Raw genomic sequence first — 15,259 nt, 5'->3', positions numbered from 1 at the left:
ACGAACGCGGATTTGCAGTAGAAGACGAACACCCCCTCTTGTCCAACAGGGCAGCTTTCACCGCGGAAGCTGGTGACAAGAGGGGGTTTCGTTATGCCCACTAGATTCCGCCAATCTTTCCTCCAAGGTCGCCATGGGCGGCATTGCTTTACACTGTGGTGCTATGACCTACGAATCGCCCGAACTTCCATATCACTCCCCCTTTCGGCCGGCTCAACGATCCGAACGGCATCTTCATCGAAGACGACAGCCTGCACATCTTTTACCAGCATGATCCGGCCTTTCCTGAAGGCCAGAAGCGAACGGGTTGGGGTCATGCATCGGTCAGTACGCGCGAAGCACAGGTTCCGTTGCACCATCCCGATGCGCTATATCCCGATGCCGACTATGACGCGCATGGTTGCTATTCCGGCGGCGCAGTAAAAGACGGCGATGATATTTGGCTCTTTTATACCGGCAACCTCAAAGTTGATGGCCGGAGGATTCCAAGCCAAAATCGTGTCCACGCAAGCGTGCCCAACCACCCCATGGGCGGGACATACCGCAAGGACGCAGCTAACCCCCTCATCCCGGATGCGCCCGAGGGATTTACTGGACATTTCCGCGATCCTCACATCGTCTGCGACGGTGAACGTTGGCGAATGGTGTTGGGTGCGCAAACCACGGAGGAATCCGGTGCCATCGCCGTGTATCACTCAGATGATCTGAAGTCCTGGGAATTCACCGGCGTCCTCGAATTCGACGTCACCAACGCACAGCCAGGGCTTAGCCCCGACCTCGTTCCGCGTGGATACATGTGGGAGTGCCCAAACTTGATTTCGATGCTCGACCACAGCGACGGACGCACCTATGACGTTTTGGTTTACTGCCCGCAGGGTCTTGCCCAGCAAGACGAGCACTATGTTTCTTCCGACCAGTGCGGCTACATCGTCGGCCGCCTGGAAGGCTCAACCTTCCACGTCACTCGCGGCTTTACGGAGCTAGACTACGGTTTTGAATTCTATGCCCCGCAGCTTTTGAGCACCGGCGATGACGCCATCACGATAGGCTGGATGGGACTCCCTGCCCAAGATGACAACCCAACTGTTGACGCTGAGGGCTGGGTTCATGCGCTAACCCTGCCGCGTCGCACTACCTTGCACAATGGCGTTCTGCATCAGGTGCCACTGTTCCCGCTGCCCGATAAGCCTCAAACGCAAGGCTTCGGTGCAGTAGCAACCGCAACCTGTGAACATGATGAGACGCTTTCGCTTGTCGATGCCGCCACGCCACGCCTTTCCACCTGGCACGCCGAGGGCAAACTGCTTATTCGCCGTCACCTACCTACAGGCGATGAAACTCGAAGCGTTGTTTGCGCACCGGGTGAGATTACCGCGATTGCCGATGGCTGCGCAGTAGAAGTATTCAGCCAGAGCTTTGCTTTGAGCGTGCAAATCTTTGAAGAATGGCAAAACTGGACAACAGAAACCACATAAACAAAAGGTTTTTGTCTGAATCTGTTGATTTATATCCGAGTGATGTGTGTAATAAGTAGAGATTCAGTTCTGCTTACCTCACAAGGATGTACCTCATGGACCATAAACGCGTTGCTACCACGGTGCTGGAAGCGCGCGGCGGCGAAGACAATATTGCGGGCGTTGCCCACTGCGCTACCCGGCTGCGGGTGGTGGTGAAAGATAGCAAGGGTATTGATAAGCAAGCTCTTGATAATGACCCGGATTTGAAGGGAACCTTCGAGGCCGGCGGCATGTTCCAGGCCATTGTTGGACCTGGTGATGTCAACGTGGTGTTCAATGAGATGACGCAGCAAGCGAAGAAAGATATCGCTGTCTCAACGGACAAGCTCAAGGACATCGCTGCGAATTCCGGAAACTGGTTCTCCCGCGCCGTTAAGATTCTCGCGGACATCTTTGTGCCACTGATTCCGATTCTGGTCGGCGGTGGTCTGCTCATGGCCATCAACAATGTGCTCACACAGCCAGGTCTTTTCGGTGAGCAGTCTGTGATTGAGATGTACCCGGCGTGGGAGGGCACCGCCGGGCTTATTAATACTCTGGCGTCGGCGCCATTCGCGTTCTTGCCTGTGTTGGTGGGATTCACCGCAACCAAACGCTTTGGCGGCAATGAATTCCTCGGCGCCGGAATTGCCATGGCGATGGTAATGCCGGACCTGATCAATGGCTACGCCGTTGCTGCCGCGATGGAAGATGGCTCGATGACCTATTGGGACATTTTCGGCTTTGATGTCACGCAGACTGGTTACCAGGGCTTTGTCTTACCGATTCTTGTTATTTCCTGGGTGCTGGCAACGCTGGAGAAGTTCTTCCAATCCAAGTTCAAAGGCACCGTGGACTTCCTAGTCACGCCAGTGTTGACGCTACTCATAACAGCATTCATTACCTTTATGGCTCTGGGTCCTGCCCTGCGTTGGGTCGGTGACCAGTTGGCGTACGGGCTGGCCAACATTTACGACTTCGCCGGTCCTGTGGGTGGCCTTCTCTTTGGTCTGGTCTACGAGCCAATCGTGATTACAGGCCTGCACCAGTCCTTCCCTCCTGTGGAAACCATGCTGTGGACCCAGGGTGGTTCCTTCATCTTCCCAATCGCAGCGATGTCGAATATTGCGCAGGGTGGAGCAACACTCGCGGTCTATTTCCTGGCCAAGTCTGACAAACTTAAAGGTCTTTCCGGCGCTTCTGGTGTCTCCGCGCTCTTTGGTATCACTGAGCCTGCCATGTTCGGTGTTAACCTGCGTCTGCGCTGGCCTTTCTATATCGCCATCTGTGCCTCCGCTATTGGCGGTGCACTCGTCGCGCTCTTTGGTGTTCTGGCCACTGCGCTGGGTGCCGCGGGATTCATCGGCCCCGTCTCGATCCAAGGGTCTTCCGTGCCAGCGTATCTGCTAATTTGTGTGATTACGCTGGTCGTGTCCTTTGCTGGGGCATACATCTACGGCCGAGTACTGCTTAGCCGCAATGGCACCATCGATCCAGATGAGATCCCAGCTGCTGCAGATTCTCCTGCACAGGAACCTCTCGTGGCGCCTGCAGACAACGCCACGACTATTGCATCACCGCTGCACGGTAACGCAATGAATCTGTCGGAAGTCAGTGACCCAATGTTTGCAGCTGGCAAACTCAGATCCGGCATGGCGGTTGAGCCAGAGACCGGAAAGCTGCTCTCCCCTATTGACGGCAAAGTAACCGTCACATTCCCCTCAGGGCATGCCTACGCTGTTCGCGGTAAAGACGCCGAGGGGAACAACGTGGACATCTTGATGCACATCGGTTTCGACACCGTGAATCTCAAAGGAGAGCACTTCACCGCGCACGTAAACAAGGGCGATGAAGTCAAAGCCGGGGATCTATTGGCTGAATTCGACATCCCAGCAATCAAGGCAGCTGGCTACCCGGTCACCACACCAGTGGTGGTATCGAACTCTAAGAAACTCGGTGCGGTCCTACCAGCGGCAGTCGCAGGCCAATCCGTAGGTTTCGGAGATGCACTATGCACGGTCGACCCGCCGGTTGTAACTTCGACTGTCTAGCTTTTCGAGGCCATATGCTCCTTCGCCTAGTTTAAAGACGCAAAATGCGGGCTACATGATTTCTCATGTAGCCCGCATTCGTTTCCGCGGTTAAGCCGTGGAGAGGGTGTAAGTGGGCCTGACCCCCGGAAAGTAGACACAGGGATTTAATCAAGAAGCACGTTTGAGTGTAGCTTCATTGTGCCGCTCAAACACGTTTGGTGCGAGGTGATTACACCACGAGTGCCTTCGCATCGTGTTGTACCTGGTGCACCACCGGAACACCTCCCTCCGACACACCAGCTGGTTAGTGAATGTTTTAGAATCTTGCAGCACTTCACGCTTCATTGAGGCGTTAAACGATTCAGCTAAGGCGTTAATCTGCGCTGGTTCCAATTGCTCCCATCGACTGTTTCACCCCAAGTAGCGTGCATGTCTGCTGGAATGCTTGCGAGGTATAAACACTGCCGTGATCCGAGTGAAATATTGCCCCTTTAAGGCTGCCTCGCTGGCCTTTGGCAGCTGTAAGGGCATCTTGAACCAAGCTAGTGCGCATGTGATCCGCAATCGCGAAACCGATTAGCCTGCGTGAATAGCAGTCAATCACGGTAGCCAGGTACATATTTGCCCCACCGTCAATCGGCAAATACGTAATGTCACCGACATAGAGCTGATTTGGCTTGTCGGCAGTGAACTTCCGTCCGACTAGGTCCGGAAACACTGGTTTTTTCTTATCCGAAACAGTCGTGGTGACTTTGCGTTTTTTCGTGAACCCAAACAATTTCATTGACCTCATCACCCGTGCGACCCGTTTATGGTTGACAGGTCTATCTTTTGGATTGTCGTTGAGTTCTGCCGTGACGCGTTTGGCGCCGTAGCAGCCCTTTTCTGCGGCGAACACGGCCTTGACTTTCGCGCCGAGGATAGCATCGCTAAACAAGCGTTTCTTGCGCTTGGCTGCACTAGATTTCCATTTGTAATACGAGGAACGATTCAACGTCAGAACTTCACATAACCGCTTAACCGGGTAGGTTTTTCGCGCGTCGTCAACGAACCGGAAGCGGATCACCAATTCGTCTCTTCCGCGAAATATTTAGCAGCCTTTTGCAAAATATCGCGCTCTTCTTGCAAGCGTTTAACTTGGCGTTCAAGCTGCCGGATCCGCTCGGTGTCGGTGACCGAGGCCGACGAGGAAGAATCCGGGGTAATGATCGTGGTGCGCGCGGCCGTCCCGTACCTTTTGACCCAGTTATGCAAGGTAGCGCGGTTGATCCCGAGATCAGTGGCAATAGTGGTCAATGAAGCACCCGAGGAATTCTCATAGAGTGCGACAGCATCACGCTTGAACTCTTCGGTATAGGTCTTGCTTGGCATAGTGAGGAGATTACCTTTCAGTCCCACGTTGATGGGATATTAGGTGTCTACCAAACAGGGGTCAGTGCCAGTCTTACTTAGCCTTCTCTACAACTTCAACCAGACGGTGGTGCTTGTCCTTGGACAGTGGACGGCATTCCTGAATCAGAACGCGGTCGCCGATGCCGGCGGTTTCGTCTTCGTCGTGGACCTTAACACGTGGGTTGTTACGCATGATCTTGCCGTACAGTGCGTGCTGCTTACGGTTTTCCAACTCGACAACAATGGTCTTGTTCATCTTGTCGGAAACTACAACACCAGTACGGGTCTTGCGGTTGCCCTTTTCATTCTGGGTTTCGTTCACAATTGCCTCACTCATTTTTATGCCTCAGCTCCCGGAACGACGGACAAACCAAGCTCGCGCTCACGCAGAACGGTGTAGATACGAGCAATGTCGCGCTTTACGGCGCCAACACGCTGGTTGTTGGTCAGCTGACCGGTTGCCTTCTGGAAACGAAGGTTGAACAGTTCTTCCTTCGCATCCGCAAGACGCTTGTCCAGTTCAGCGTTGTCGAGTTCGCGGAACTCGTGGGCAGGGGTACCTAGTGCCATTAGAACTGGTCCTCCTTCTTGATGATACGGACCTTGCAAGGCAGCTTCTGGCCTGCACGACGCAGAGCCTCAATAGCGGTTGCTTCATCAGGGTAGGACATCTCGAAGAGAATGCGGCCTGGCTTAACGTTAGCCACCCACTTCTCAACTGGACCCTTACCGGAGCCCATACGAACACCAAGTGGCTTCTGGGTCAAAGGACGGTCTGGGTAGATGGTGATCCATACCTTGCCACCACGCTTGACGTGGCGGTTGATGGCAATACGAGCAGCCTCAATCTGACGGTTGGTGACGTATGCAGGCTCGAGAGCCTGGATTGCGTACTCACCGAAGTTGATGCGGTTTCCGCCCTTGGACAGACCGCTACGGGTTGGGCGGTGCTGGCGGCGGTACTTTACGCGCTTAGGGATAAGCATGAATTAGCCCTCCTGCTTCTGTGCACGCTGGCGGCGCTGGCCACCACGGCGTGGACGGCCGCCACGGTCACCGCGGTTGCGGCCCTGAGACGGAGCGTTCAGTTCGGACTCGCGCACGCCACCGACTACGTCGCCCTTGTAGATCCACACCTTGACGCCGATGCGTCCGAAAGTGGTGTGTGCTTCTGCAAAGCCGTAGTCGATCTCAGCGCGAAGGGTGTGCAGTGGAACGCGACCCTCGTGGTAGCGCTCGGTGCGGGACATTTCTGCGCCGCCCAAACGGCCGGAGCACAGAACCTTGATGCCCTTGACCTGTGGCTGACGCATAGCGCCCTGGATAGCCTTGCGCATCGCGCGACGGAAAGCCACACGGTTTACAAGCTGCTCAGCGATGGACTGTGCAACCAGGTTAGCGGATGCATCGACCTGCTTGACCTCGAGGATGTTGAGCGCAACCATCTTGCCGGTGAGCTTCTCGAGCTCGCGGCGGATGCGGTCAGCCTCAGCGCCACGACGGCCAATCACGATGCCCGGACGAGCGGTGTGAATGTCGACGCGGACGCGGTCGCGGGTGCGCTCGATGACAACGTCGGCGATGCCGGCGCGCTCGAGGCCCTTGGACAGGTACTCGCGGATCTTGATGTCTTCGGCTACGTAGTTTGCGTAGTCCTTATCGGCAAACCAGTGGGTCTTCCAGTCGGAAGTGATGCCCAAACGTAGGCCGTGAGGATGGATTTTCTGGCCCATTACTTGGCCCCTTCCTTCTGGCTCTCGACCACCACGGTGATGTGGCTGGTGCGCTTACGGATCATGAATGCACGGCCCTGGGCGCGTGGCTGGAAGCGACGCATGGTTGGACCCTCGTTAGCATAAGCCTCAGAGATGACCAGGGTGCGTGGGTCCAGACCGAAGTTGTTCTCAGCGTTAGCTGCAGCAGAAGCTACAACCTTAGCTACTGGCTTAGCAGCGCCCTGAGGTGCGTACTTCAAGATAGCCAGAGCTTCGGCGACGGACTTGCCGCGGACCAAATCGATGACGCGACGTGCCTTCATAGGGGTTACGCGAACGAAACGGGCCGTTGCGGATGCGGAGGTGATGGTTTCACTCATCGCTTATCGACGTCCCTTCTTATCTTCCTTGACGTGACCCTTGAAGGTCTTGGTTGGTGCAAACTCGCCGAGCTTGTGGCCGACCATGGAGTCCTCGATGAACACTGGGACATGCTTACGACCGTCGTGGACGGCGAAGGTGTGACCAATGAAATCAGGGAGAATGGTCGAGCGGCGAGACCAGGTCTTGATGACCTGCTTGGTGTTTGCCTCGTTCTGAGCATCCACCTTGTTGAGGAGGTGCTCATCTACGAATGGGCCTTTCTTAAGGCTGCGTGGCATTGTTTACCTCCTCTTAGCGCTTCTTGTTCGGACGACGACGTCGTACGATCATGTTGTTGGAGTAACGGTTAGGGTTACGGGTACGACCCTCTTTCTGGCCCCAAGGGGACACAGGGTGACGACCACCAGAGGTCTTACCTTCACCACCACCGTGTGGGTGGTCGACCGGGTTCATAACGACACCACGGACGGTTGGGCGAACGCCCTTCCAACGCATACGACCAGCCTTGCCCCAGCGGATGTTCATCTGGTCAGCGTTGCCGACCTCACCCACGGTTGCGCGGCAACGAATGTCAACGCGGCGGATTTCGGAAGATGGCATACGCAGAACTGCGTACTTGCCTTCCTTACCCAACAGTTGGATGGAGGAACCAGCGGAACGTGCAAGCTTTGCACCAGCGCCAGGCTTCAATTCAACGGAATGGATAATGGTACCGGTTGGGATGTTGCGCAATGGCAGGTTGTTGCCAACCTTGATGTCGGCGTTAGCGCCGGCCTCAACAACGGTGCCCTGCTTCAGGCCCTTAGGAGCGATGATGTATCGCTTCTCGCCATCGAAGTAGTGCAGCAAAGCAATGTTTGCGGTGCGGTTTGGGTCGTACTCGATGTGAGCGACCTTTGCCGGGATGCCGTCCTTGTCGTGACGACGGAAGTCAATCACGCGGTAACGACGCTTGTGGCCACCGCCGATGTGGCGGGTGGTGATGCGACCGTAGTTGTTACGGCCACCAGTCTTGGAAATAGGGCGCAGCAGAGACTTTTCCGGGGTCGAGCGAGTGATCTCCTCGAACATGGAAACGGAGCTCTGGCGGCGACCCGGAGTTGTCGGCTTGTACTTACGAATAGCCATAGTTATTCCTTACCTCTCGACTTTCCTCTTAGGCGCTTGCGCCGAAGATGTCGATGGAGTCGCTGCCTTCACGGAGAGTCACGTAGGCGCGCTTGGTGGACTTACGTACGCCGTAGCCGGTGCGGGTGCGCTTACGCTTACCTGCACGGTTAACGGTGTTAACGGAGTCGACCTTCACGCCGAAGATCTTCTCTACGGCATCTTTAATCTGGGTCTTGTTGGAATCCGTTGCGACGTAGAACGTGTAAACGTTCTGCTCCATCAGACCGTAGGACTTTTCAGACACTACTGGTGCCAGGATGATGTCGCGTGGGTTAGCAATCTTAGACATTGTTGGCCTCCTTAGCCTCATCCTTGCCGCCTGCGCGGTTGATGAAGGAGTGCAGAGCCTCAACAGAGAACACAACGTCATCAGCGTTGAGAACGTCGTAGGTGTTCAGCTGACCAGCGTCCAGAATGTGAACGTTAGACAGGTTGTTGGCGCTGCGGCGAGCATTCAAGTCTTCGCGGCCGACAACCAGCAAGACAGTCTTGCGGTCGGTCAGGCTCTCGATGAATGCCTTAGCAGACTTGGTAGATGGGGTCTGGCCCGCTACCAATTCTTCGATTACGTGGATGCGCTCGTTGCGAGCACGGTCAGACAGTGCACCGAAGAGAGCAGCCTTGATCATCTTCTTTGGGGTGCGCTGTGCGTAGTCGCGTGGCTTAGGGCCGTGTACAACGCCGCCGCCGGTGTAGTGCGGAGCGCGGATGGAGCCCTGACGTGCGCGACCGGTGCCCTTCTGACGGAAAGGCTTACGGCCACCGCCGCGAACCTCTCCACGGGTCTTGGTCGAGTGCGTGCCCTGACGAGCAGCAGCAAGCTGAGCGTTGACGACCTGGTGCATCAAAGCGATGGACACCTCTGCGTCAAAGATCTCGGCCGGCAACTCGACTGAGCCATTGGTCTTACCCTCAGCAGTCTTGACGTCTAGCTTAAGGTTGCTCATGCGTGTGCACCGCCCTTCACTGCGGTCTTGACGGTGACGAGGCCACCGCGAACACCAGGGATAGCACCCTTGATGAGCAGCAGGTTGGACTCGGCATCGATCTTCTGAATCTTAAGGTTCTGCGTGGTTACGCGATCGGAACCCATGCGGCCAGCCATGCGCTTGCCCTTGAAGACGCGGCCTGGGGTAGCAGCGCCGCCAATGCCACCGACGCGGCGGTGAGCAGCCTGGTTACCGTGAGCAGCGCCCTGGCCAGCGAAGCCGTGGCGCTTCATAGCACCAGCGTAGCCGTGACCCTTGGAAGTACCGGTGACGTCAACGAAGGTGCTGCCCTCGAAGATTTCAACGGTGACGTCCTGGCCGATTTCGTAAGCAGAGACATCATCCATGCGGATTTCTGCTACGTGGCGACGTGGGGTTACACCAGCCTTCTTGAAGTGGCCGGATGCTGGCTTGTTTGCCTTGCGTGGGTCGATCTCGCCAAAGGCGATCTGGATGGCGTTGTAGCCATCGGTTTCTACGGTGCGAATCTGGGTCACAACGCATGGCCCAGCCTCGACGACGGTTACCGGTACTACGCGGTTCTCCTCGTCAAAGACCTGAGTCATGCCGAGCTTCTTGCCCAGAATGCCCTTGATCTCGTTAGTCATTATTATTTCTCCACCAAAGTTTTATTCGTCGATCACTGGATATTGACGTCGACACTTGCCGGAAGATCGATGCGCATAAGAGCGTCAACGGTCTTCGGGGTTGGGTCGAGAATGTCGATGAGGCGCTTGTGGGTGCGCATCTCGAAGTGCTCGCGAGAGTCCTTGTACTTGTGTGGAGAACGAATAACGGCGTATACGTTCTTCTCGGTCGGTAGTGGCACCGGGCCGACAACACGAGCACCCGTGCGGGTTACCGTCTCAACGATCTTCTTTGCAGAAGCGTCGATTGTCTCGTGATCGTAGGCCTTCAGCCTAATGCGGATTTTTTGTCCCGCCACGCTTATCCTCTTCCTCGCTTCCCCACTTTCACATTCCCGGCTTATCCGGGGCGCGAAGCGGTGGGAAATTGCTTCTCGATGTTCTCTATAACGTTGTCCGGGCAAAGAGCCTGGTCGCAACGCCAGTTTGATTCTGACTTACATAACAGCTGCTGCAGCCTGACAAAATCGCAGGCACAGTAGTGGTTCATAATGAGCCAAAATCCGGAAGGGGATGGTGTGGTCACGCATTACACGTGGCACGCAAAAAATCCCTTACGTATACTGCCGCTGTTCATTTGCCATGCTCCTTCTCCGGTCTGGCATCTCGGGTTGCCTCTGCTTATGCGCGGACATCGCCCGATGAACCAGCCTTCCCGTCGTTGTGCTTTCGCACTGACATCGAAGGTGTCATGTTCGCCTCACCAGCGCCGCGTTTTGCACAGTTAATCCGTGCGCCTCACGACGTGTTAAGGCAACCTATGTATTTAAGCATGCTGCGGGGCATTTTCCAAACCCTTTTTCAAAACGTTAGGAATTTCACTTTCGGGACGCATCGGCAGGTGCCGCAACACTGCGACTCTGCAACGCGACAACACTTCAGCGCTGAATATGTTGGCAGAAAATCTTTCTATAACAGTTATGTTGACGTTCGTTAACGATCGTCGCACTCGGGCGCCCGGCAATTGAATTTTGCGTAGGCTTTATTACGTTCGCCTTTGCCTATGAGGCGCCACACTGAAATTTCCTAAGTATCCAATGAAAGCGAGTGAAATATCATGGCTGACAATAATAATGACAACAACTTCTTTGGTGAAGAAAACCCAACCCCAAAGACCGTTGCTGGGGCAACCGGCGCTGCAACCACCGACGCAGTAGAGACCCCACGCAAGGTCAATGAGAACTTGGAGACCGAGTTCGGTACCACCACCATCGATAATGCTGTCGTTTCCAAGATTGCCGGCATCGCAGCACGTGAAGTATCTGGTGTTGCAGCACTCGGTGGCGGCGGCGCTCGTCTGGTGGGCACCATCCGCGAATCCTTCGGCGGCAATGAAGATGTACGCCAGGGCGTTTCCGTAACCGTTGCTGAGGGTGTGGCTTCCATCGAGGTCGCGATCATCGCTGAGTACGGTGTGGCAATCCACGAGCTGGCTGAGGCCATCCGTCGCAACACCATCAACGCTATTGAGCGCATGACCGGCCTTGAGGTCGATCGCGTGGACGTTGTTGTCCACGACGTGAAGCTGCCTAATGAAAAGGTCGAGGACTCCCAGGACGAGTCTGAGAACAACAACGCAGCGGTTGCATCCCAGCAGACCCCTGCTATCAACCACTTCTAGTTAGCACCTTCAGTCCTAACTAGAGAATAGAAACGGAAGTCTCGGTTTATGACATCACCCCGTACAGCACGTCCTCAGGACTCTCGCTTCGTGCTTGATTTAGCGACGGCGCAGCGCATTCGTGATGAAGTGCTCGCCTTGAACGGCGTCGGCGGATTGTCTGCGGGCTCGTTCGGTGAGGTTTCACTGCTGTTCGCTGGGGATCGAGTCACCGGCCTTCGGAAGCCTTCCCCGCGTGAAGACACCGTGATTGAAATCCATGTGGTTGTGGATGTCTCCGCGGAGAAGGTACTGCACGAGCTGGGCGCAGAGATTCGGGGCGCAGCACTCTCTGCCTGCCCTGAGTTAACTCGCGTCGATGTCATCTTTGCCGACGCCATTTCAGGCACGAGCGCGTAATTTTTAAAGATTTTTTAAATCCACATAGCGAAGGAGTTCTTATGAAGAACTACACCTATATTGGCGTCGCACTGGGCATTATTTTAGCGATTGCCATTATGACTAACGCCTGGCCATTGTTCTTCCTGGCTGTCATTCTCGGCGCCGTCGGTGGTGTAATCGGCGCGCACTTTGATGGCCGCATCAACCTGGGTGAAATCTGGAACAACGTCGTAGGTAAAGGCCGCGGCTAATGACTATCACACCACACGCACCCCAGGCGGATGCTGGTGGTGTCCATGTTGCTAACGCCCCGGGCACCACAGAGATCAGCGTCCGCACGTTAGAACGCATTGTTGCCCAGGCTATCAAGGCCGTTCCCGGCACTGTCACGATTGATTCCAAGCTGGCCGGCATCGGCGGCCGTGGATACCCACGCAGCATTGTGCAATCCGATCCAGATGCCCGGATGACGGCTGTGGAATCCACCATCGCGGTGGCATGGCCTTCGCCGGTTACTCAGGTTGCAGCACAGACCCGTGCGGCGATCATTTCCGCGATTGCGCAGTTCACTGGATACTCCACCACGCGTGTCAACGTCACCGTTGGCCACTTGGAGCCAGGAAACCGCGTCAGCAATTCTGCGGCGGCAGCGCCGGTGAATTTCCATGCTTCAATTCCGGCGGTCTCACCAACGAAGGTCAACCATCCGGTCACACGTTCCTCTTCCACGAATGTGCATCGATTTGATGCCGCTGAGTGGACTGATAGAACACGAGCGGAATCAGTGGCTACGCCTGCGCCGAAGCAGTTGCGTCCAGTAAATTCCGCAGCGCCGGTGGAAGTTCGGTCTGTTGAGACGCCAAAAGAAGTTGAGATTCGCCCAAGCGGTGAGGTCAACCCACGTTTGGAGGAGGTTTACGTGCCTAAGTCCAACCCACGCGAGCTGCACTTGCAGGATGTTCACGTTCCAGATGAGCGTGAGCTGAAGCAAATAGACGTTCCGGATGAGCAGCCTTTGCGCGAGATTCATGTGGAGTCCGCTAATCCTGAGCCTTCGCGCGTCTTCGCACCAAAGCCAGTGCAGCTTCGCCATATTGAGGTTCACCCGGTTGAGGTGCGCAAGCCAGAAATTAGGCCGACGATGGGAACGGAGTTCGGTCATGAGTGATAAGTCATCGAGCAAGAAGTCATCGTTTGAAACCGTAGAGTTCAAGTCTGTTGCACAGCAGCCTGCCGATGACACTCCGACCGCAGTGACTCCCAAAGTCGAAGTACCGTCTGCGCAGGAACCACAGCAGGTTGAGCCGACTGAATCGACCGGGCCAACTGAAACGGTTGAACCGGCTGAGCCGGAGACGACGTTGTCTGTGACGGAACCGCAGAACAAGACTACCGCGCGAACCTCAGCGGATGGCTATGTCACGGCTGCGCACACGACGTTGGAGGGTTCCGCCCCGGCTTTTACTTCTAAGCAGCCGCGTTTGTCCCCGCCAGTTCGTTGGCTTGCCATCTTGTTGGGCCTAGCGCTCATCGCACTGGCGTGTGTGGCGTGGCGCGATATGTGGGTGACGTATTCCGAATCCACGCGTGAGCTGTGGACAGCGCCGGTCTTTGAGTTGATTGGCACTCCTCCACTCCCAATGTGGATGGTGTGGGCTGGTATTGGTTCCATTGTTGTGGGTTTGTTGTTCTTCCTCATTTCGGTGCGTCGCGGACGGATGACGCATGTCCCAGTTGGCCCTTCCCCTGCTGTGGAAGCTGGTCAGGGCACAACGGCTGCTATGTGGATTCGCCCCGTTGATATTGCGCGTTTGGTCAGTGCCACCGCACGGCGTTTGCCAGGTGTGAGCACAGCGCAGACCCGCACGACAGGAAACACCAAGAAGGGCCTCAAAGTTGAGGTGACCATCTCTGGCGACGTTAATGATCCGATGCTGGCGCAGCGCGTTACTGATAGTGTGAAGCACTCTTTGAAGGAGCTTGGCACCACGGTTGATGTGTACGTCGAAGTAGAAAAGAAGCAGGAGTTGGGAAACAATGTCTAAGGCATTACGCGGTATCGACCGCACAATCTTCATCCTGCTGGCGCTCATCCTGATCGTGCTCGGTGTATGGCCAGTTCTGATGTACTTCAACGTGGAATTCGCGAACTACCTCGCCGAGTGGGTCCAGCATGACGTGTGGGCCGCTGTGCCAGAGCAAAGCTGGTACATCTACGTCCTGATTGCGACGGGCATCCTGGCGTTGTTCTTCGGCATCTGGATGGCCATTGCCAATGTGCGCACCTACCGCTTCAACGGTGTGGAATCCGCGGTCAGCGATGACAATGGCACCATCAAGACCATGTTCAACGCTGCCGGGCAAGGCATTGCGCAGTCATTGGCAAAGCAGCCAGGCATTGAAAGCGCCAAGAGCAAGGTCGCGATTCTGGAAAAGCAACAGACCATCACCTTTACGGTCTTGGCGAATGCCTCGACTGAGCTATCGGAAGTTCGCCGACTTGTTGAGGAATCCGAGTCAGATTTCCGGGCAGCTTTCCCCGATGCTGATGTGCAGACGGTCTATAACCTGCACTTCGATAAAGTAGGCAAGTAATACGAATACATTAAGCGCGTTAATGGTCCTAACCATTAACGCGCTTTCGTTATGTCTTAAGTTTCCGCGAGTAGAACCTTGGTCGGTGTTCCAAGCTCCAGGAGCTCACCGCCGGCAAGCTCAACGATAAGCGGGGCGTGTGAGATCACGCGGTTCCACTGATAGTGGCTTACTTCAAGGCTACGGCGGTCAGCGGAAGAAACCTCCAAGCGCCGCGATAGCGTCACAGTGCGCCCGTCTTCGGTCACGATGCCGTAGACGGCATCACCAATATCAGCCCGGCTGAGTCCCTTAAGGTCAGCGCGATTGGAGTCTGGCTCAAGGCTGGTGATGCGCTCGGTGATTCCCAGACGATGGTCAATACCAGCAGTATCGGTAATCACCAGAGGGAAGCCAGGGCCAGTGGTGCGGAAACTATCAAATTCCCACACCACTGTTTGATGGCTCGGGTGACTGCGGACGATCACGTGGGAATCGACAAGCGAAATGCGAAGACCTTTATCCATCATGGTGAGCATGAAACCGCCCCCATCTGCCAGGTCGTCCGGTGTGATTTCGGGCGGGTAGTTCTGAGCGATGGACTCCAGGTAGCCAATGAGTTCCTCATCACTGCTACCCCACCCGATGCCCTGATTCGCGGCCATTGCCATCAACGTGGGCAGCGTGAGATCCGGCTGTCCGGCCCAAGCATTGCGAACGGCGCGAAGGATTTCATCAATGCGCGTGGGATCTTTCATGCCCTCAACCTTAAACCGGAGGTAGTTTAGGGAAAAATATACACCCATTTCGCGCATCACACCGGGCAGTCGACTATGTTCGGTATCACTACCTATCCC

General features: G+C 55.7%; 20 protein-coding genes and 1 pseudogene. 8 read left to right on the top strand and 13 right to left on the bottom strand.

The annotated features are described in order from the left end of the window. Positions 1-191: 191 nt before the first annotated feature. Positions 192-1,475, top strand: coding sequence for a glycoside hydrolase family 32 protein (locus tag CCASEI_RS02845; RefSeq protein ID WP_038574379.1), 1,284 nt, complete (start codon positions 192-194; stop codon positions 1,473-1,475). Between the two features lie 95 nt (positions 1,476-1,570). Beyond that, entirely contained in the window at positions 1,571-3,547 is a 1,977-nt protein-coding gene (locus CCASEI_RS02840) for a sucrose-specific PTS transporter subunit IIBC (RefSeq protein WP_025387082.1), read from the top strand. Between the two features lie 150 nt (positions 3,548-3,697). Here the strand turns inward: CCASEI_RS02840 and CCASEI_RS15270 are convergent. The 12 genes and pseudogenes from CCASEI_RS15270 to rpsJ form a co-directional block, all read right to left on the bottom strand. Continuing rightward, positions 3,698-4,900 (bottom strand): annotated as a pseudogene (locus CCASEI_RS15270) (IS3 family transposase). A gap of 73 nt (positions 4,901-4,973) precedes the next feature. After that, positions 4,974-5,258, bottom strand: a complete 285-nt coding sequence (gene rpsQ / locus CCASEI_RS02825; RefSeq protein WP_006823230.1) for a 30S ribosomal protein S17 — start codon at positions 5,256-5,258, stop codon at positions 4,974-4,976. Positions 5,259-5,260: 2 nt separating this feature from the next. Then, entirely contained in the window at positions 5,261-5,491 is a 231-nt protein-coding gene (gene rpmC, locus CCASEI_RS02820) for a 50S ribosomal protein L29 (protein WP_006823229.1), read from the bottom strand. Beyond that, a complete protein-coding gene (gene rplP / locus CCASEI_RS02815; protein ID WP_006823228.1) occupies positions 5,491-5,907 on the bottom strand; it encodes a 50S ribosomal protein L16 in 417 nt (138 codons plus the stop codon). The genes rpmC and rplP overlap by 1 nt, the downstream gene beginning before the upstream one ends. A gap of 3 nt (positions 5,908-5,910) precedes the next feature. Further along, a complete protein-coding gene (gene rpsC / locus CCASEI_RS02810; protein WP_006823227.1) occupies positions 5,911-6,654 on the bottom strand; it encodes a 30S ribosomal protein S3 in 744 nt (247 codons plus the stop codon). Beyond that, on the bottom strand, positions 6,654-7,016 hold the full coding sequence (rplV, locus tag CCASEI_RS02805) for a 50S ribosomal protein L22 (RefSeq protein ID WP_006823226.1): 363 nt from the start codon (positions 7,014-7,016) through the stop codon (positions 6,654-6,656). The genes rpsC and rplV overlap by 1 nt, the downstream gene beginning before the upstream one ends. Before the next feature lie 3 nt (positions 7,017-7,019). After that, positions 7,020-7,298 carry a 30S ribosomal protein S19 gene (gene rpsS / locus CCASEI_RS02800; protein WP_006823225.1) on the bottom strand — a complete coding sequence of 93 codons (279 nt, stop codon included), beginning with the start codon at positions 7,296-7,298 and terminating at the stop codon, positions 7,020-7,022. Between the two features lie 13 nt (positions 7,299-7,311). Then, the gene (gene rplB, locus CCASEI_RS02795) at positions 7,312-8,148 is read right to left on the bottom strand and encodes a 50S ribosomal protein L2 (protein WP_006823224.1); all 837 of its coding nucleotides are present in this window, start codon (positions 8,146-8,148) and stop codon (positions 7,312-7,314) included. A 28-nt stretch (positions 8,149-8,176) separates the two neighbouring features. After that, positions 8,177-8,479 carry a 50S ribosomal protein L23 gene (gene rplW, locus CCASEI_RS02790; protein WP_006823223.1) on the bottom strand — a complete coding sequence of 101 codons (303 nt, stop codon included), beginning with the start codon at positions 8,477-8,479 and terminating at the stop codon, positions 8,177-8,179. Beyond that, positions 8,472-9,137, bottom strand: coding sequence for a 50S ribosomal protein L4 (rplD, locus tag CCASEI_RS02785; RefSeq protein WP_006823222.1), 666 nt, complete (start codon positions 9,135-9,137; stop codon positions 8,472-8,474). The genes rplW and rplD overlap by 8 nt, the downstream gene beginning before the upstream one ends. After that, a complete protein-coding gene (rplC, locus tag CCASEI_RS02780; protein ID WP_098073191.1) occupies positions 9,134-9,790 on the bottom strand; it encodes a 50S ribosomal protein L3 in 657 nt (218 codons plus the stop codon). The genes rplD and rplC overlap by 4 nt, the downstream gene beginning before the upstream one ends. 29 nt (positions 9,791-9,819) lie before the next feature. After that, a complete protein-coding gene (rpsJ, locus tag CCASEI_RS02775; RefSeq protein ID WP_025387081.1) occupies positions 9,820-10,125 on the bottom strand; it encodes a 30S ribosomal protein S10 in 306 nt (101 codons plus the stop codon). A 758-nt stretch (positions 10,126-10,883) separates the two neighbouring features. Between rpsJ and CCASEI_RS02770 the strand changes: the two genes are divergently transcribed. From CCASEI_RS02770 to CCASEI_RS02745, 6 genes are read left to right on the top strand one after another with little or no spacing between them, the layout of a single operon-like run. Then, entirely contained in the window at positions 10,884-11,447 is a 564-nt protein-coding gene (locus tag CCASEI_RS02770; RefSeq protein ID WP_006823220.1) for an Asp23/Gls24 family envelope stress response protein, read from the top strand. Positions 11,448-11,495: 48 nt separating this feature from the next. Beyond that, complete coding sequence (locus tag CCASEI_RS02765; RefSeq protein ID WP_006823219.1) at positions 11,496-11,846, top strand: hypothetical protein; 351 nt, start codon at positions 11,496-11,498, stop codon at positions 11,844-11,846. Between the two features lie 41 nt (positions 11,847-11,887). Next, on the top strand, positions 11,888-12,079 hold the full coding sequence (locus tag CCASEI_RS02760) for a hypothetical protein (RefSeq protein WP_006823218.1): 192 nt from the start codon (positions 11,888-11,890) through the stop codon (positions 12,077-12,079). Then, a complete protein-coding gene (locus CCASEI_RS02755) occupies positions 12,079-12,996 on the top strand; it encodes an Asp23/Gls24 family envelope stress response protein (protein ID WP_006823217.1) in 918 nt (305 codons plus the stop codon). Before CCASEI_RS02760 ends, CCASEI_RS02755 begins: the two co-directional genes overlap by 1 nt. Further along, positions 12,989-13,873, top strand: a complete 885-nt coding sequence (locus CCASEI_RS02750) for a DUF6286 domain-containing protein (protein ID WP_025387080.1) — start codon at positions 12,989-12,991, stop codon at positions 13,871-13,873. The genes CCASEI_RS02755 and CCASEI_RS02750 overlap by 8 nt, the downstream gene beginning before the upstream one ends. Beyond that, positions 13,866-14,423 (top strand): hypothetical protein, encoded by a 558-nt coding sequence (locus CCASEI_RS02745; protein ID WP_006823215.1) that lies wholly within the window; start codon positions 13,866-13,868, stop codon positions 14,421-14,423. The genes CCASEI_RS02750 and CCASEI_RS02745 overlap by 8 nt, the downstream gene beginning before the upstream one ends. Positions 14,424-14,479: 56 nt before the next feature. Here the strand turns inward: CCASEI_RS02745 and CCASEI_RS02740 are convergent, their stop codons facing one another. Continuing rightward, entirely contained in the window at positions 14,480-15,160 is a 681-nt protein-coding gene (locus CCASEI_RS02740; RefSeq protein WP_006823214.1) for a GTPase domain-containing protein, read from the bottom strand. Between the last annotated feature and the right edge of the window lie 99 nt (positions 15,161-15,259).

Origin of the sequence: Corynebacterium casei LMG S-19264, assembly GCF_000550785.1 — a bacterium.
GTDB classification, from domain to species: domain Bacteria; phylum Actinomycetota; class Actinomycetes; order Mycobacteriales; family Mycobacteriaceae; genus Corynebacterium; species Corynebacterium casei.
Note: the sequence above shows the minus strand (reverse complement) of the source record. Positions and strands in the feature narration are given on the sequence as shown.